The organism is Pseudomonas sp. lyk4-TYG-107 (assembly GCF_030209055.1).
Classification (GTDB): Bacteria; Pseudomonadota; Gammaproteobacteria; order Pseudomonadales; family Pseudomonadaceae; genus Aquipseudomonas; species Aquipseudomonas putida_A.
Genome location: NZ_JARVST010000030.1, coordinates 18870 through 36598, shown reverse-complemented (window position 1 = coordinate 36598; position 17729 = coordinate 18870). Strand labels below are relative to the sequence as shown.

The window sequence follows — 17729 nt, the reverse complement described above, 5'->3', positions numbered from 1 at the left end:
GCTCTGTGGCGAGGGGATTTATCCCCGATGGGCTGCGAAGCGGCCCCGCATTTACAGGCTAAAAGCGACGACTGCTGCGCAGCCGATCGGGGATAAATCCCCTCGCCACAAAAACTCCCTACCCACAAATCTTTGTTCGCTTTACCTTTTCTGATATTCGGAATTGGGTTCATGACGCGCTCCAGCTCAGGGCGAACAGGGTTTCCCCTGGCAAGTCGAAGCTGACGCGTCCGTCTCGGCAGGCGAATGGTGCGTCGCGGCTGCGGTTGTCCGTGCCGAAGTAACGCAACGCACCGTTGTTCAGCGGGCACTTGGCGCCACTCAGGTCAACACGCTGCAAGCGCGTGCCCTTGTTCACACCGAGCAGGCCCCGCTGCTCGTCGCCGGCCATCGCCAGCACATCGACTTCAAAGCCATCGTTCTCCAGCCACAGCACCTGGTGCAGCCAATGCTGCGCGATGAACTGCTGGGCCAGACCCACCGGTTTCAGCTCAAAACGCTCATCGCCCAAAACCCGGATCATGCCCTTGGGATACTGCGGTTCATCGGCGGCCTGAAACCAGTTGAGCATCGTCAGCAAACCGTCCTGCGAAGCGTTGATCACCACCGACGCCCACCACAGCGAGGCGTAGTGCGTCTCCTGATCGTAGGGGCTGAGGCTGGAACCACTGGACATATTGGTCTGATCCAGCAGCAAGGCCTTGCGCGGCTGACCGTGGGCGTCGAGGCCGACCAGTTCGGCGGCGCGGCGCACGCTGTCGCGGTAGACCCGGGTGGCGAGCAGGTCGCGGATCATCCATTCGTGCCACGCCAGTGCGTCGATCTGTTCGGCGGATTCACCGAGCAGGCGCCGCGCCCAGTCGATGCCGCGCTTGTCTGCCGCGTTATCGGCGAATGGCCCGTTGACCAGTCGTGAGCTGGCCGGCATGGCGATGCGCACGCCGGCCTTGGCATTCGCCGGATCGCTGCGCACTTGCCTGGCCATGCTGGCGAAAATTGCCCGGTATTGCTCGAAGCTCGAATAGTTGAGGTTCGGCTCATCGGCAAAACCGATGTAGTGCGTGCCTTTGCCGCCCAAGGCGCGGGTGCCGGCCAGCCATGCATCGAGGCCGCCATTGCTTTGCACGTCGGCGCGCAGATCGGCCTGACGCTGGCTGCCGGCGAGCAGGGTGATGTCCTGATGAATGCCGAAGCGCTCCTGATAAGCCAGACGAAACGCGTCTTCGAAGTGCGGATTCTTCGCCGTGACATCGACAAAACTGTAGTAGCTGGCGGCGGTCGCTTTCAGCGCATCCAGCACCGCGTGACTACTGGCGGGCGGCATCACGTAGGGCAGGGCGATGCCCAGATCCGGGGTGCGCCCAAGGATTTTGTCGTGCAGGGTCAGGTGGATCTGGCCGGTCTCTTCGCGCACGGGTTTGAGTTGCTGCGGAGTCTGTGCAAACCGATTGGCCGTGCCGTCGAGCCAGAATGCTGCTTTGCCGCTGCCTTGCAGGCGCAGGCGCCAGACCTGTTCGCGCTCGCTGACCGGCAACGCCAGTTGATCGAACTGCCAATAGGCGCGATAGGGTTTCAGTGTCAGTGTCAGCGTCAGTGACTGATCATCGCCCACCCGCTGCGCCTGCAACGCATTGACCCCGCCATGGAACTTGCCGGCGAGCACCGCGTGTTCCCCCGGCGCGACCTTGAAATACAACTCGTCGCCATTCTGCGTCTGGGCGCTGAAATGCACCTTGGCCGGCTCGAACAGCGCTACGGTTCGGTCGTCGTGTTCGACCCGGTAATTGCGGAAGCTGTAGCCGGGAATTTCCAGGCGATAACTGGCGGCACCCGGCAGCAACGCCCAGCTCTGGGTGCCACGGGTTTCGCTGGCTTTGATCAAGCGCTCGCCCTGCAATTTGCCCTGACCGTCGAGCAGGTACAGATGCTCTTCGTTGGCATCGGCCTGCCACGCCGGGGTCCAGCGCACGGTCACGCTGTCCGGGCGGTCGGTTTGCAGATACAGGCTGCCGTCGCGGATCTCGCCCCAGCGCATCGACGCGGCAAAGGCGTCCAGCGACAGGCCGAGACCGAGCAGCAGGACCAGGCCTTTCATGCGGCCTTCCGTTGCAACATCTGCCACATCGGCGCGATGTCACTGGGCAGGATGATCAAAGTTTGCCAGAACGCCACGCCGCTCAAACGGCAGTACAACACCAGCATCGCCACCGTCACCGCCAGATAGGCAATCGATGAAGCCGCCGCTGCGCCAACGATGCCGTAGGCCGGAATCAACACCAGGTTCAGCGCCAGATTGAGCAGGGCGCCGAGGCCCATCAGCAGCGACACCGTGCCGGGGCGGTTTTTCCCCAGCAGGTCCAGCCGCAAGATGCTCGCGTAGCACAGGCCGAGCAGCCCCGGCAGCAAGGCGAGCAGCGCCGGATACGCCGGTTGGTAGGCGATGCCGAACAGGGTGACGATCAGCCAGTTGCCGATCACTGCCATGCTCAGGCACGCGCCGAGCATCACCGTGGCGGTCAGGCGCAGGGCCAGCGGAGTGACCTTGTCCATGCCTTCGTCCTGTTGCAACAGGCGTTTCATCAGCGGCGTGGTCACCGCTTCCGGCACGATCAGCAGCAGTTCGGCGGCGGCGCTGGCCATCGCGTAATGACCCAGCGCGGTGCTGCCGAGCAGGGCGCCGATGAACAGGTAATCCGAGCGCAGAATCACTTGCTGGAACAGCAGGTCCGGATGGCTGCGGGCGCTGTAGCGCAGCAGTTCGTTCTGGCTGGCGCGATCCCACTGCAACTGCAGCGGTTGCGCCCGTTTCAGCCAGACCCAACCGGCCAGCACCACCAGGCTGATCCCGGCCAGCCAACTGATCAGCGCCGCTTCCAGTGCCGCGCTTTTCCACATCCAGAACAGCGCGAGAAACAGCAGCAGTGGCGCCAGTGATTCGGTCAGGCGCAAGGCGTTGAACGCGACCACGCCGCCGGAGGCGTTGTGCAGGGTCAGCAGGCCACTTTTCAGCACGGTCAGCGGCACCGCCAGCAGCAACAGCCAGGCCAGCAGACCAAGCTGCACGGTGACATCCAGTTCACTGCCGAACTCACGGACCAGCGCCACCACCAGCAGGGTCAGCAGACCCGCGAGCAAGCAACCGAACACCAGCACCTGACTCAGCAGCAGGCCCATCGGTCGTTGTTTGGCGGCTTGATAACCGACGGCTGAATTCAGCCCGCCACTGGTGGCGGCGCTGATCAGGTCGGGCAAAGTGCTGAGCAGCGCGAACAACCCGCGCTCACTCGGCCCTAGGATCCGCGCCAGCAACACGTTACGCAGCAGGCGCAAGGCGATCATCGCCAGTTTGGTGCCCATGCTCAGCGCCAGATGCTTGAGGTAATGGCTGCGGCTCATGGCCGGTTGCCACGAAAGATGCGCCACGAAAGCAGCTCAGGATTGCGCGCAGTACGCTGGCTGACACCGAAACGCGGCAGGTTCAGCGGATCGCCTTCACCGCGATAGATGCCGGTGCCGGTGCCCAGCGCGAACGGATAATCGTGCGCGGCAATCTGTTTTCTTACTCGCTCGTCGTTGTTGCCGTTGGGGTAGCAATACACCGGTAACGGCCGGTTACAGCCGTTGCTCAAGGCGTCGCGGCTGCGGCTGATTTCTTCGCTCAGGCGCACATCGTCCAGTTCAGTGAGGATCGCGTGGCTGGCGCCGTGCGGGCCGAAGCGCACCAGCCCCGAGGCTTCCAGCGCGCGTACCTGATGCCAGTCCAGCGCTTGCGGCTGCGCTTCGGGCGGGCATTCGTCGGTCAGGCGTTCGAGCATCGCCGGTTCAAGGTTTTTCAGGCTTTGCAGGTAATGCAGCAGCGACAGGCTGCGGCGATCAACGTCGATGTCATCCACCAGCACCGGCACCGGGTGGTGGATTACGTGCAGGCATTCGATCAAGTGCATGCGGGCCTTTTCGCCGTGGCTGCCCCACAGGGTTTCGCCGAGGCTTTCCCACCAGAAGCGCTGACGGCTGCCGATGAAATCGGTGGAGAGAAAAATGCTCGCTGGCACCTGATGTTTTTGCAGCAATGGGAACGCATTGACCGCGTTGTCGCGCCAGCCATCGTCGAAGGTCAGCGCCACCCTTGGGCGTTCGCTGCGCAGTGCGGTGGGCGTGAGGATGTCCATCAGCGGCACGCAATCGAAGTGCCGGCGCAGCCACACCAGCAGGTGCTCGAACGCCTTGGGCCCGACACACAGCTCATTGCGGTGCGGCAAGTCGGCGGCGCGGTCGTTGGCCAACACCCGATGCAGCATCAGAATCACCCCGGCGCCGTGCAACTGGTTTCGTCCCACGGGCGAGTTGAGGTAAAGCCAGCCACTGGTGCGTTTTATTAATTGTTTGATCGCCATGGCTTCGGTCCTCTCAACGGTTTTGTTCAGGGTTCCACTGGGCATATCGGTGGCCGCGCAGGAACTGCCACAAGCCGAGACTCATCCCGGCGAGGGTGACCAGCAGGAACGCGGCCAGACGAAACGGTTTGGGCAAGCGATGTTGCGAGTCCAGCAGTCCGGCCAGCGCAATGGCGTAGCCGAACAGTTGGGCGATCAGGGCCAGTCGATAGAAACCGTGGTCATCCCACAGCCAGAAGTTGCTCAGCAGCAGCGGCAGCAGGAGGATCGGTGCCAGGCGCCGAATCAGTTTGTGGCTGATCAGCGCCAGCGAATACAGGCCATGTTTGAGCGGGTTGAGCAGCTCACGGCGCTGGGCGAGGCTTTGCAGGCCACCGACGGTGACGCGTTGACGGCGGCGGAACTGTTTGTCCGCTTCGTCGACACCGTGGTCGATCACTTGCGCCTCGGGCACGTACACAATGCGCTTGAAGGCCACCGGTGCACAGGTGCTGAGAAAGAAGTCGTCGTTGACCTCCGCCGGCACGCTCTGGAACAGCTCGCGGCGCAGGGCGAGCAGGGCGCCGTCGGCCGAGACCATGCAGCCGGTGCGATTCTCCACCCGACGCAGCCAGCCTTCGTAATGCCGGTACAGGCTGTCGCCGACGCTGAGGCCGCCGCCGGTCACCGGAATCACCATGTGCCCGGCGCAGGCCCCGACGTTGGGGTCGCTGAGTGGGGCGAGCAGGTAGCCGAGGGTTTCCCGCGACCATTGGTTGTCGGCGTCGGTGAAAACCAGAATATCGCCAGTCGCCAGGGCTACGCCGGCATTCAGCGTCGCGGCTTTGCCCTGGCGCGGCAGATCGAGGACAGTGATGCGCGAATCAACCACTTTGTGCGCGCGGGCCACGGTGTCGTCGGTCGAGCCATCGCTGGCGAGAATGATCTGCAGCGTGGCCGGCTGATAGTCCTGCGCCAGCAGCGTGCGCAACTTGTGCTCGATGTGCCGCGCCTCATTGTGCGCGGCAATCACGATGCTGATGTTCAGCGGCGGCGCCGGGCTGTGGCGCCAGGCCGGGAACAGCGGCGCCAGCACAGTCAGCAGAAGCGGGTAGCCAAGGTAGGCATACACCGGCAGCAACAGGCACATCCAGAAAATGAATTCAGCCACGGGCAGGCCTCCTGGCGTTCCAATGACACAGACTGAGAATGAACGCGGCGCCCGCCAGGTGCAGACGCACCCAGTGCAGGCCCCACAGTTGCACGGTCAGGCCGATGTCGTGGTGTTTGATACTCTGCCGCACGCTTAGCACCAGCCCCGGCAGGAGGGTCAACGCGACCATGAACGCGGCGTGATGCGGGAAGCCGTCGAGCAACGCTGAAATCGCCAGAAAGTCGAGGATCCACACCGCAATCGACAGCAGCGGAAAGCGCAACAGACGCAGGCTGAAACCGTGAGTACGCAGCAGTTGCAGATGACTGCCCTGACGCCACATTTCCTTGCCCATCCACTCGCGCCAGTTCATCTCATAGCCCCAATGCAGGGCCACGCTGCTGTTCACCGACAGCAGCCGCGCGCCTTGTTCGTGCAGGCGCAGGGTGAACTCCTTGTCCTCGCCGGTGCGCAGGTGTTCGTTGAAGCCGCCAACCTTGTCGAACCAGCACCGGCGCATCAGCAGGTTGGAACTGGGCAGCCAGTCCACCGGGTGCGAGCTCTGGCTGGACGGGCGCAGCGTGCGCCGTTGCCAGGCGGCGGCGTACCACGGCGCGGCAGCGGGGGTGTGCAGGTCGAGGCCGAACACGTCGGCCTGACCCTCGGCTTGCAGCTCGAACAAGGGCTTGAGCCAGTCTTCGGGCATCTCGACGTCGGCATCGATAAACGCGATCCACTCGCCGCTTGCCAGCAGCGCACCGCGATTGCGCAGCGCACCGATCAGCAGGCCCGGCAGCACCAGCACCTGTGCACCGAACCGGCGGGCGATGTGCGGGCCGTCGTCGCTCGAACCGTTGTCGACCACGATCAACTCGCAGTCGACATCGGCCGCATGCGCGGCTTTTTGCGCCGCCAGCAGCGTACGGCCGATGTGCCGGGCCTCGTTGTACATCGGGATGATGATGCTGATCCGGCTCATGTTCTGGCCTCGGTCAGTGGCGCCTGTTCGGCCTTGAGGCGCAGGACGCTGGTCAGCGCGAGCATGATCCACACGTACTTCTGGTTCGGTGCGCTGAGGAACATCAGGAACAGGGTCAGCGACAGAAAGCTCACCCCGAGGTGAGTCATCAGGTCCGCCTGCTGCCAATCGCGCCGCAGCATCCACGCGGCGCGGGCGCGAATCAGGTTGTACAGGCCCAGGCCGAGCATGCCGACGAACAGCAGGCCGGCAGGAATCCCCAGTTCACTGAAGATTTCCAGGTAGGTGTTGTGGGCACGGCGGTACAGATCGCCGATCTTGCGGTTGGCGGAAAATGCTTTGGCGTAGCCGGTGGTCGCGTAGTGCAGCGGGAAGGTGCCGGGACCGGAGCCGAGCAGCGGGTTCTCGCGGATCATCTGCCCGCCGACCACGATGTACGAGGCGCGGCGGCCGAGGGATTCGTCGTCGTGCCCCTTGGCCCCGGCGCTCAATACGCTCAGGGACTGGATGCGCGCGAGGTAACCGGCGGGCATTGCGTAGATCGCCAGCGGAATCACGATGGCTGCACCGAGCATAGCGAAGCCCAGGTGCCGAGGGCGAATGCGGGTCAGTTGCGCGCGGTAGTGCCAGCAGCCGATCAACAGACTCAAGGCCACTACCACCAGCCCGGAGCGCGATTCGGTCTTGGTCATGCCACCGAGCAGCAGCAGGCAGCAAGCGCCCCAGAACAACCGGTGCAGCAGGTTTGGCCCACGAATCACCAGCAGCAGCGCCAACGGAATGGCGAAGGCGATCAGCAAGGCAAACGCGTTAGGGTCTTCCAGAAGACCGGCAGCGCGCCCCTGATCCTGGAATTTGACCGAAAACATCGCCATGGCGCAGGTCGTGCTGACGCTCAGGGTCACCAGTCGGGCGAACAGGTCGAGATTCAGTTCACGGCCAATCAACAGCGTAATGACAAACAGGATCAGCCCGACGCTCAGTTCGCGCAGGTGTCCCAGCGACATGCCCACGTCATCGGTGTTGAGCAGGCTGAGGAAATACAGGACTAGAAACCACAGCAGAAACCGCCAGATATTGCTGCGCAGGCGATCGCCGGGAATCTGGTGCAGGGCCAGTTGCAGCATCACGATCACCGCCAGCGAGGCGCCGATCAGTTTGCTTCCGGACAGTGCACTGTCCTTGAAGAAACCTTCAAACGGTACCAGCGCGGCAATGCCCAGCAGGCCCCAGGTTGGCTTGCGGTACAACACCGTGAACCCCACAAGACCAATGACCGCACCCGGTGCGAGAAATGGATAAGGGCTGGCGAGCAGACCGATGCACACCAGACCGAGCAGCGTGACGATCGAGAGCGGGAAAATCATGCGCGTGCCTCCCGTGCCGTGCGGATGTACAGCTGCGACCAGCGTTCGGCCAGGGCCTTGAGGTCGTAGCGATCCTGTTGCGTACGCTTTGCGTTGTCGCACAAATGCCGGGCCAGTTTCGGCTCGCTTAGCAGGTTGTCGAGCTGACGGGCGAGGTCGGCGCTGTCGGCGGGTGTCGCCAGCAGACCGTTATGCCGGTGCTCGAGCACATCGGGAATGCCGCCGACGGCGAACGCCACCACCGGCACGCCGCTCTGCATCGCTTCGAGCAGAATCATCGGCGTGCCTTCGGTGCGCGAGCTGATCACCAGCGCATCCAGGCGCTGCCACCACGGTTGCATGGCGGTCTGGTAGCCGGGCAGACGAATCCGTTGCTGCAAACCTGCGGCGTCGATCCGCGCCTGCAGCGCCTCGCGTTCCGGGCCGTCGCCGAGCATCACCGCGTCCAGTTGCGGATGCTGGTGACACAGCGGAATCAGCGCATCGAGAAACAGGTCCGGACCTTTCTCGCTGCTCAGGCGCCCGACGTAACCGGCGAGCCAGCGCTGGCGGTCAACGGTGCTGACCAGCGCGTCGGCGGCGGGCAATCCGTTGGGGATCACCTGGAGTTTTTCCGCCTGCACGCTGGCCTGACGATGCAGCACGGCAATGCTCTCGGCCACGCACACCACCCGATCCACCGACGCCGTGCGGCACAACTGCAGACTCAGCCAGGTGTAGAACTTCTGCTTGCGGCTGCGCGGGGTGAAGCCGTGTTGGGTGATGACCAGCGGCAAACGCAACAGCGTCGCGCCGACCCAGCCGAACAACAGCCCTTTGAAGTTGTGCGTATTGATCAGCGGCCGTTCGCTGCGCCGGACCCGCAGGTGGCGCAACAGCTCACCCAGACCGGCGCAACCACGGCAGTCCACCCCGGCCTCGCGAAAGCGCGCGATCAACGCCGGCGGCGCATCGAGGAACAGCACCTGGTGCTGCCCCGGTGTCGCCAGGCAGTGATCGAGCAGCATGCGCTCGGCCCCATAGAAGCCGCCGCTGCTGAGCAAATGAATGATCGGCAGCGCGGCGTTCGGGGTGGACAGCGTGTTCAATTGCGCACCCAGTGCATGAAGCTTGGCACGGTCCAGTTCTTGTGCGGATTGCTTGGCAGCACGTTTTCGTCGTTGATCACCAGCAACACTGGCAGGCCCAGTTCGTGGGTGATTTGCGCAGGGTGTTTGAAACGGTGATCGAAGAACTCACGCACATAGACCAGGGCAATCGCCAGCAGCAGACCGGTGAACAGCCCGAACGGAATGATCAGCAGCGGTTTGGGGAACGCCGGCTCGGTCGGCTCGAACGGCGGGCTGAGCACCTTGGCGTTCGACAGGTCGTCGTTGAGCGAACCGGCGGTGCTGCTTTCGGCAAAGCGTTGCGCGTAGGTCGAGAACGCCGTGTGCAGCGCGTCGATTTCCGTGTCCATCTGCCGCAGCTTGCTCTGGGTCTGCTGCAAGGTGTGGATGCGGTTCTTGAACTCGGCGATGCGCGCGGTTTTCTGATCGATCACCTGTTGCACCACGGCCAGATCGTTGGTGCGCTCCTGAATGCGGTTGCTCACCACTTTGAGGAATTGCTGGCGGGTGCGGGCGATCTGTTCGCGGGTCAGCAGCATCGGCTCGCTGCCGGGCTGGAACACCGCGAGGTCATTCATGTAGCGGCTGACCTGAGTGGTCAGTTGCTCGCCCAACTGTTTGATTTCCCGATCCTCGAACGCCACGTTATCGACAGTGGTGGTGAAGGTGAAGGGGAAGGTGTAGTCGTTGAGCTTGTTGCTGCTGGCGGCCGTCAGCGCGGTTTTCAGGTATTCGAGCCAGCGCTGGCTCTGCAGCAGACGATCCTGGTACAGGTTCAGGGCTTGCTCTTCAGTGTTGATCGCGTTCAGGCGGAAAGTGATTTCTTCCTTCGGATCGGACGATGCAACACTTTCCAGCAGCGCTTGCCGATTACCTTCCAGCCCGTCGAGACGCACCTGATACAGGTGCTTCTTGGTTTCATAGAAGGATTGCGGCAGGTCGATCGATTGCAGCGCCTGACGGCTGCCCAGATAGTTCTGCAGCAGAGTGGCGACGAACGTCGTGCCCTGATGCGGATCGGGGAAGCTGTAGACGATCGAGATCACGTTGGAGCCAGGCAGGGTCTCGATCTTCAGGCTGTTGATCGCATCTTGCGTCAGGCCGTCGAGCACGGTGTCACGCACCGGATCGGTTTGCAGCCCGAGCATGTTGCGCAGCGGATTGATCACGTACTCACGCAGCGGCGAAGAGACATAGCGGCGGAACGGTTCGCTCACCAATTTGGCGAACACGCCCACCGGCGGGTTGTACTCGCCCTTGTCGCGCAGTTCGCTGATGGTCTGGCGGATCAGCGCCGGGGACCGCAGGATGTTGCTTTCGGTTTCCATGTCCGCCAGCGACGGCGGAATGAAGGTGGCGTTATCGACCGTCAGTGACGTGGTGGCGTCACCCTGGGAGAGTTTTTTCGACTGCACGATCACCTGAGCGGTGATATCGAAGCTCTGTTTGAGCACCAGCGGCAGCAGCAACGCGATGACTGCAAAGATCAGGAAGACCCGTTTCACCAATTGCTTGTTGGCGAAGAAGATCCTGAAGAACTCATGCAGGTAGTTTTCCTTTGGATTCATGATCGGTCACCTGAGAGTCAGTTGTTGTTACTGTCTTTGTTGTCGACGCGGTAGCCGAAGCTGAAGCCCACGCCCTGGAACAGCACCACGTCCGCCAGTTGCCGAGCCAGCTCACCGGCACTCGCCAGTTTGGTTTTCGGCACAAACAGCATGTCGTCCGGTTGCAGGTAGGCGATCTGCGACGCATCGCCCGACAGGGCTTTTTCCACGTCGTAGTGCACGGCCTGCACCTGGTTGCCGTTGCGCCGCATGATCACCACCGAGTCGAGGCGCGCCTTGACATTGGTGCCGCGCGCCAGGGTCAGCGCTTCAAGCACCGACACTGGACGGCGGATCGGGTAGGAACCCGGTTGGCCGACTTCGCCGAGCACGTAGATCTCGTTGCCGGCGGTGGACTTGAGCATCACATCGACGCTCATCCGCCCCGGCAATTGCGCGTACTTCTGGTTGAGGAAAGTTTCCAGTTGGTTGATGGTCATGCCTTGCAGCGGCACCGCGCCGATTTCCGGAAAACTCGCATAACCGTCATTGCCCACGGTGATCTCGCGGCTCATGCCGGTGGCCGGGTGATTCAGTGCGCTTTTCAGGTTCTGCTCATTGGTCAGCGGGCTGATGACCTGCACCGTCAACTGATTGCGGTTGGGCTGGAACAGCTGTTTGCGCTGGTAGGCACGCTGGATTTCATCGCGCGCCTCATCGGCGGTCAGGCCGGCGATTTTCACCGAGGTGTTGGCGCCGGGCAGGTTGATGGTGCCGTCGGGCAGCACCAACTGGTTGCCATTGAGCTGGCTGGCGGCGGTGAAGTTCAGGCCGATCTGGTCACCCGACTGCACGCGGTAGGCGTCCGAGCCGCTGGTGCTGATGTGGAAGATCACATCCAGCACGTCTTGCGGGCGCAAGGTCTGCTCGATCTTCGGCATGTCGGTGGCCTGGGCGTTGGCCGGGGTGGCGGTGAGAATGTTCACCGGCATGTTCTGGGTTTCGGAATTGCTCGAGCAGCCTGCAAGCGGCAGCATCAGCAGAACCAGTATCTTGGCGTTCATGGCGTCATCCTTCGCGTTTGCTTACAGGTTTTTGTAGAGCCACTTGGGCATGTAGTACTTGCGCCGGTTGAACACGCTGCCGACCACTTTTGCCCCGGCCTGGGTCAGGCGTTGCACGGCGGCCTGGGCGACTTCCCAGCGGGTGTCTTCGGCGCGCACCACAAACACCACGCCATCGACCTGAGTGGCGAGCACCAGCGTGTCGGCGGCGGAGTACACCGCGTCGCCGTCGATCACCACGAAACGGTACTGGGTGCCCAAGCGGTCGAGCAGCGGGCTCAGGCGCTCGGCGGTCAGGTGTTCGAGGGTGCGGATCGGCCGGCCATTGGGCAGCACATGAAAAGGCAGGCTCGACACCTGCACCACGCAGTCCTGCAACAGCGGCGGGTTGTCCGGGTTGAACAGCAGGTCGCGCAGGCCGCGCTCCTTGCCCAGGTTCAATTGCTGCGTGAGGTTGCCTGCCGACTGGCTGGCATCGACCAGCAACACCTGGCCGCTGCTCATCTGCGCCAGTTGGCTGGCCAGTGCCAGGGCACTGGTGGTGGTGCCTGCGCCGGGGTTGGCGGCGGTCAGGAACAGGATCCGCAGATCCAGATCCAGCACGGTCGAAATCAGGTTCGATTCGCTGGGGTTGGCAATGCTCAGGCTTTTGTTGGTTGAACCGTCCATTAGCTTGCTCCGTGGCCGCTGAATACTTTGAAGGGGGTTTTCAACAAGATCTTCAGATCAAGCAAAAGGCTTTGCTCGGCGATATAGCTGAGGTCCAACTCAACGCGCTGGTCGAAGTCGATGTTGCTGCGCCCGGAGATCTGCCACAGGCCGGTCATGCCGGGGTAGATGCTCAGGCGCGCAAGGTGGTTGTCCTTGTAGCGGTAGGCGTTGAACGAGGTCGGCCGCGGGCCGACCAGGCGCATGTCACCGCTGACCACGTTGAACAGGTTGGGCAGTTCGTCGAGGCTGGTACGCCGCAGAAAACCGCCGATGCCGGTGATGCGTGGATCCTTGTCGATCTTGAAATCGATGGCGTCGACCCCGTGCTTGTTGAGGTGGCGCAGCGATTCCTTCAGTTCTTCGGCGTTGCAGACCATGGTGCGGAACTTGTACATGCCGAAAGTGCGGCCGCGATAACCGGTGCGTTTCTGCACGAACATCACCGGGCCCGGGCTGGTGAATTTGATGGCCAGCGCCAGGCCCAGCAGCAGCGGCGAAAACACCACCAGAATCAGCAGCGCACCGAAGCAGGCCAGCACCCGGTTGGTGCGTGACAGCGTCCATGGCCGGCCGCCGTCGCGGCCGGTCAGCCAGCCACGGCCCTGCCGGTGGATGGCGCTATCGAGGCGCATTCGGTGCTCGGGATCCATGCGCTTGTCGCGGCGCATCTGATTGATCGGTACACCTTGTTCATGTCCAGTCATGGGGTCCTCCGCTGATGTTCAGCCGCGAGCGGCGCGTGGGCGATAGGCAGTGGGGTAGTAGTCGCGAAACCAGGCGATGAAACGCCCCAGTCCTTCATCCAGCTCGATCCGGGGCTGGAACCCGGTGGCCTGGGCCAGATCATCGGTCTCGGCACAGGTGTTGAGCACATCGCCCGGTTGCAGGGGCAAAAGCTCGACAATGGCTTTCTGGCCGAGGTGTTTTTCCATCAGCGCCAGATAGGTTTTCAGCTCCACCGGGTGGTGGCCGCCGATGTTGAACAGGCACCACGGCGCCATGCTGCTGCCCGCGTCGGGATGTTCACGATCCCACTCCGGGTGGCTGTGCGGCGGATGGTCGGTGAGGCGCGCGATGCTTTCGACGATGTCGTCTATATAAGTGAAATCGCGCTGGTGCTCGCCGTAGTTGAACAGCTTCAGCGGCGTGCCTTCGGTGATCGCCCGAGCGAACTGGATCGGCGACATGTCGGGCCGACCCCATGGCCCGTACACGGTGAAAAAGCGCAGACCGGTGCTGGGAATGCCGAACAGATGGCTGTAACTGTGGGCCATCAGCTCGTTGGCTTTTTTGGTCGCGGCGTACAGCGACAGCGGGTGATTCACCCCGTCATGCACCGAATACGGCGTGTGCTGGTTGGCGCCATACACCGAGCTCGACGAGGCGTAGATCAAGTGCTCCACCGGATGATGCCGGCAGCCTTCGAGAATGTTCAGGAAACCGCAGAGGTTACTGTCGAGGTAGGCCTTCGGATTTTCCAGCGAATAGCGCACCCCGGCCTGCGCCGCGAGGTGGATCACCACTTGCGGTTGCTCGCGGACAAACAGCGCTTCAATCGCGGCGGCATCGGCCAGATCGATCCGCGCCAGCGGGAAATGCCCGACCTGATCGCGCACCCATTGCACCCGATCGTGTTTCAGCTGCGGGTCGTAATAGCCGTTGAAGTTATCCAGGCCGACCACCGCATGCCCGTCGCGCATCAGCCGCAACACGCAATGGGCGCCAATGAAGCCGGCTGCGCCGGTGACCAGGATTTTCATGGGCGCAGTCCTTCCGGAGCGATGTGGCGCAGGCCGATGCCGCTGTAATGCAGACCGGCGGCGGCCACGTGTTCCGGGTTGTAGAGGTTGCGACCGTCGACAATCACTTTCGAGCGCAGCTTGCTCGCCAGCAGCTCGAAATCCACTACGCGAAAATTCTTCCACTCGGTGCAGATCACCAGCGCATCGGCATCTTCCAGGGTGTCGTCGCGGGTGGCGCACAGGTGCAGGTCGTTGCGATAGCCGTACAGGCGCCGGCATTCGGACATGGCTTCCGGATCGTAGGCCTGCACGCTGGCGCCTTCGGCCCACAGCGCGTCCATCAGGTAGCGGCTGGGGGCTTCGCGCATGTCATCGGTATTGGGTTTGAACGCCAGGCCCCAAATCGCAATCGACTTGCCGGCCAGACCCTGCGGAAACTGCGCCTTGAGTTTGCCGAAGAGGATGTGCCGCTGGCTGTCGTTGACGTCGGTGACGCTGCGCAGCAATTTCAGCGGCATGCCGTTGTGTTCGGCGGTGTGCAGCAGGGCGCGCAGATCCTTGGGGAAGCATGAACCGCCGAAGCCGCAACCGGGGTAAATGAAGTGGTAACCGATGCGCGGGTCGGAGCCGATGCCTTTGCGCACCGCTTCGATGTCGGCGCCGAGCAGTTCGGTGAGGTTGGCCAGTTCGTTCATGAAGCTGATGCGCGTGGCGAGCATCGCGTTGGCCGCGTACTTGGTCAGTTCGGCGCTGCGGTTGTCCATGAACATCAGTTTTTCGTGGTTACGGCAGAACGGCGCGTACAGCTCGCTCATCTGTTCGCGGGCTTCGTCATCGCGGGTGCCGACGATGATCCGGTCCGGGCGCATGCAATCGGCGAGGGCGCTGCCTTCCTTGAGGAATTCGGGGTTGGACACCACCCGCACCTTGAGGCTGCTGCGGCCACGGCGCTGCAATTCTTCGTGGGCCTTGGCGGCGACCTGGTCGGCCGTGCCGACCGGCACCGTGGACTTGATGATCAGGGTGCGATCGGCCTCCATGTGCGAGGCGATCTCCCGGGCCACGTTCAGCACATGGGTCAGGTCGGCGGAACCATCTTCATCGGCCGGCGTGCCCACGGCGATGAAAATCAGCTCGGCATGCTCCACCGCGTCGCTGGCCTGAGTGCTAAAGAGCAAGCGGCCGGCCTTGATGTTGTCTTCGAGGGTGCTGGAAAGACCAGGCTCACTAATAGGTGGCACAGCTTGTTGCAGTTGCTTGATCTTGTTGGGGTCAATATCGACACATAAAACCCGATGCCCTACATCTGCAAGTGCGGCGGCTTGAATTAATCCGACATAGCCGGTGCCAAATACGCTCACGTCCATCTGCGCACCCTCGATAGAGCGAAAAGAAGAAGTTCGGAAGAAGACTGTAAAAGGGGTATAGCGCAGGGTTTGGAAAGCGTGTCAGCAAAATGACATGTTGCACCTGTATAACACTTGAGCGCTTTTTGGCGATTGGCCATCAAGTCATTGCTGCGATTGGATTTGTTGTTTTTTTGCAGATTTGTTCAGATTCGAAATAAGCGATAAACGGTTGTAAGTCTTTAATTTAAAGGCTTCTAGCGTTTGGTGTGTGTCAGATTTGAGTCACCGGTTTTTTGACGCTTTCTAAAGAAAACAGTCAATTCTTGCGCTTTGATGGCTGGGTGCTAGTGTCAGGTTCTGACCGACAAACCTTTGACTCCCTGCCGTTTTGCACGAGCGGTATCGCCATGTTCAGATATGCCAAAGAAGTACTTTTAATTGTTTATTTGCTGCTTTATTCCGAATATTACGTTGATCGGTTAAATGCTATCGGCGTCGCTTTTGCTGTACTTCTTTTTGGCGCGATGTTTTTGGCGCTTACTTTAGCGTTATATCTAACGGCTTATATTCGTCAGGCTCTCATTCGCCACTTATTCGCAATAACACTGTTTGTCTCGGCGGTGTTTTTCGATGTCTATACCCGGGTCACCGCGGATTACCTGACCTACAGCAGTTTTGTCTCGCTGGTGTACTCCGGCGGCTTCATTCAGGAGGCCGCCTACCAGTATCGCGACGCGATCATTCATGGCGCGCTCAGTGGTCTGCTGTTGCTGTTCGGCATCGGTCTGAAACCGCGCCATGCACTGGTGGTGCCCAACGCGTTGCGTGTGGCGGCGCCGGTGTGTGGTGTGCTGCTGTTGAGCGCGGTGTTGTTCCTGCGGGCGGGCGAGGGCGCGCGCGGTTTGCCGATCATGTACACGCCGCTGGCCTATCTGAACCTGTTCGCTTATGAAGCGCTGCACAACACGGTCGGCCCGCGCGAGCCGGTGACGCTGGCGCGCAACGCAGTGGCGGTCAATCACGACATCGTGCTGATCATCGACGAAAGCATCTCCGGCAATTATCTGGACATCAATGCGCCGTTCGGCGTGCACAGCAACCTTAATCAGGCGCATCCGGGCGTCGACATTTTCAACTACGGCTACGCCGCATCCATCGCCAATTGCAGCGCCGACACCAACGTCACGTTGCGCTACGGCGGCACCCGCGACGATTACATGCGCATCAACAGCACGCTGCCGTCGATCTGGCAGTACGCGAAAAAGGCCGGGTTGCGCACGGTGTACATCGACGCTCAGCGCACTGCCGGCAATCTGCAGAACCTGATGACCGACACCGAGAAAAAAGACATCGATGAATTCGTCCAGTTTGACCAGACCAGCGTGCGTGACCGCGACATGGCTGCCGCCGCCAAGCTGATCGAATTGCTCAACGATGATCAGCCGGAGTTGGTGGTGATCAACAAGGTCGGCGCGCATTTCCCGGTGCACGACAAATACCCCGACGCCTTCATGGCCTACCGTCCGACCTTGCCGCGCGGGCAATTCACCGAAGTCGCCGACACCGGCAAGCGCGACGGTTTCAACGGCCAGCCGGATGACTGGGTGCTGTACCGCAACGCCTACAAGAACACCGTGCTGTGGAATGTCGGCGAGTTCTTCGCCCGGGTATTTGCCCAGGCCAATTTGCACAATGCGCTGCTGATCTACACCTCCGATCACGGCCAGGACCTGCATGAACGCGGCAACCCCGGGCTTAATACCCACTGCGGTGGTGATCCGGTGGAGGAAGAAGGGCTGGTGCCACTGGTGGTGATTCAGGGCGATCAGCTGCACGGCCCGGACTGGGCGCAAGCGTTGCCGGCGAACAAGGATCGCTCCAGTCACTACAACATTTTTCCGACGCTGCTGCAGTTGATGGGTTATGACCTGGCGGGAGTCGAGGCGCTGTACGGCAAACCGTTGACGCTGCCGACGGCGGACGACTTCACCTTCAACTACCGCTTCAATGCGCGGCTGGGGGCCAAGCCTGAGTGGAGGCACATTGATCTGAAGACCATCGTCACACCGGGTGCGGCGGCGACCAGTGTGGCGACCGGGGAGTGAGATTTGTGCCGGTTTCACTGGCCTCATCGCTGGCAAGCCAGCTCCCACAGTGTTTTGGGGTGTACTCAGTATTTGTGGACAACCTCAATCCCTGTGGGAGCTGGCTTGCCAGCGATGGGGCCAGTTCAAACACCGCTGATCTGAAGATATTTCCTACGGTGTTTGATGGTGAGTCCAGTATTTGTGAGCAACCTCAATCTCTGTGGGAGCTGGCTTGCCAGCGATGAGAC

General features: G+C 61.8%; 14 protein-coding genes. 1 reads left to right on the top strand and 13 read right to left on the bottom strand.

Going from position 1 to position 17729, the window contains the following annotated elements:
• Positions 1 to 169: 169 nt before the first annotated feature.
• The 13 genes from QRN61_RS24060 to QRN61_RS24000 are packed head-to-tail and all read right to left on the bottom strand — an operon-like array spanning position 170 to position 15412.
• Positions 170 to 2095, bottom strand: coding sequence for a hypothetical protein (locus tag QRN61_RS24060; protein WP_285375831.1), 1926 nt, complete (start codon positions 2093 to 2095; stop codon positions 170 to 172).
• Positions 2092 to 3396 (bottom strand): lipopolysaccharide biosynthesis protein, encoded by a 1305-nt coding sequence (locus QRN61_RS24055; RefSeq protein WP_027611601.1) that lies wholly within the window; start codon positions 3394 to 3396, stop codon positions 2092 to 2094. Before QRN61_RS24055 ends, QRN61_RS24060 begins: the two co-directional genes overlap by 4 nt.
• Complete coding sequence (locus QRN61_RS24050) at positions 3393 to 4394, bottom strand: polysaccharide deacetylase family protein (protein WP_097088747.1); 1002 nt, start codon at positions 4392 to 4394, stop codon at positions 3393 to 3395. Before QRN61_RS24050 ends, QRN61_RS24055 begins: the two co-directional genes overlap by 4 nt.
• Before the next feature lie 13 nt (positions 4395 to 4407).
• The gene (locus QRN61_RS24045) at positions 4408 to 5544 is read right to left on the bottom strand and encodes a glycosyltransferase family 2 protein (protein ID WP_097088749.1); all 1137 of its coding nucleotides are present in this window, start codon (positions 5542 to 5544) and stop codon (positions 4408 to 4410) included.
• Complete coding sequence (locus tag QRN61_RS24040; protein ID WP_285375829.1) at positions 5537 to 6505, bottom strand: glycosyltransferase family 2 protein; 969 nt, start codon at positions 6503 to 6505, stop codon at positions 5537 to 5539. Before QRN61_RS24040 ends, QRN61_RS24045 begins: the two co-directional genes overlap by 8 nt.
• Complete coding sequence (locus QRN61_RS24035; RefSeq protein ID WP_096796212.1) at positions 6502 to 7872, bottom strand: O-antigen ligase family protein; 1371 nt, start codon at positions 7870 to 7872, stop codon at positions 6502 to 6504. The genes QRN61_RS24040 and QRN61_RS24035 overlap by 4 nt, the downstream gene beginning before the upstream one ends.
• Positions 7869 to 8960 carry a glycosyltransferase family 4 protein gene (locus QRN61_RS24030; protein ID WP_285375828.1) on the bottom strand — a complete coding sequence of 364 codons (1092 nt, stop codon included), beginning with the start codon at positions 8958 to 8960 and terminating at the stop codon, positions 7869 to 7871. Before QRN61_RS24030 ends, QRN61_RS24035 begins: the two co-directional genes overlap by 4 nt.
• Positions 8957 to 10549 carry a GumC family protein gene (locus QRN61_RS24025; protein WP_285375827.1) on the bottom strand — a complete coding sequence of 531 codons (1593 nt, stop codon included), beginning with the start codon at positions 10547 to 10549 and terminating at the stop codon, positions 8957 to 8959. The genes QRN61_RS24030 and QRN61_RS24025 overlap by 4 nt, the downstream gene beginning before the upstream one ends.
• A 17-nt stretch (positions 10550 to 10566) precedes the next feature.
• Positions 10567 to 11592 carry a polysaccharide biosynthesis/export family protein gene (locus QRN61_RS24020; protein ID WP_103367654.1) on the bottom strand — a complete coding sequence of 342 codons (1026 nt, stop codon included), beginning with the start codon at positions 11590 to 11592 and terminating at the stop codon, positions 10567 to 10569.
• 21 nt (positions 11593 to 11613) lie between these two features.
• On the bottom strand, positions 11614 to 12261 hold the full coding sequence (locus QRN61_RS24015) for a CpsD/CapB family tyrosine-protein kinase (RefSeq protein WP_007961335.1): 648 nt from the start codon (positions 12259 to 12261) through the stop codon (positions 11614 to 11616).
• Positions 12261 to 13007, bottom strand: a complete 747-nt coding sequence (locus QRN61_RS24010) for a sugar transferase (RefSeq protein WP_096796214.1) — start codon at positions 13005 to 13007, stop codon at positions 12261 to 12263. Before QRN61_RS24010 ends, QRN61_RS24015 begins: the two co-directional genes overlap by 1 nt.
• 18 nt (positions 13008 to 13025) lie before the next feature.
• Positions 13026 to 14063 carry an NAD-dependent epimerase gene (locus QRN61_RS24005; protein ID WP_097088761.1) on the bottom strand — a complete coding sequence of 346 codons (1038 nt, stop codon included), beginning with the start codon at positions 14061 to 14063 and terminating at the stop codon, positions 13026 to 13028.
• Positions 14060 to 15412 carry a UDP-glucose dehydrogenase family protein gene (locus QRN61_RS24000; protein WP_285375825.1) on the bottom strand — a complete coding sequence of 451 codons (1353 nt, stop codon included), beginning with the start codon at positions 15410 to 15412 and terminating at the stop codon, positions 14060 to 14062. The genes QRN61_RS24005 and QRN61_RS24000 overlap by 4 nt, the downstream gene beginning before the upstream one ends.
• Before the next feature lie 389 nt (positions 15413 to 15801).
• Here QRN61_RS24000 and QRN61_RS23995 point away from each other — a divergent pair, with 389 nt between their 5' ends.
• Positions 15802 to 17499 (top strand): sulfatase-like hydrolase/transferase, encoded by a 1698-nt coding sequence (locus QRN61_RS23995; protein ID WP_285375824.1) that lies wholly within the window; start codon positions 15802 to 15804, stop codon positions 17497 to 17499.
• Positions 17500 to 17729: the final 230 nt, after the last annotated feature.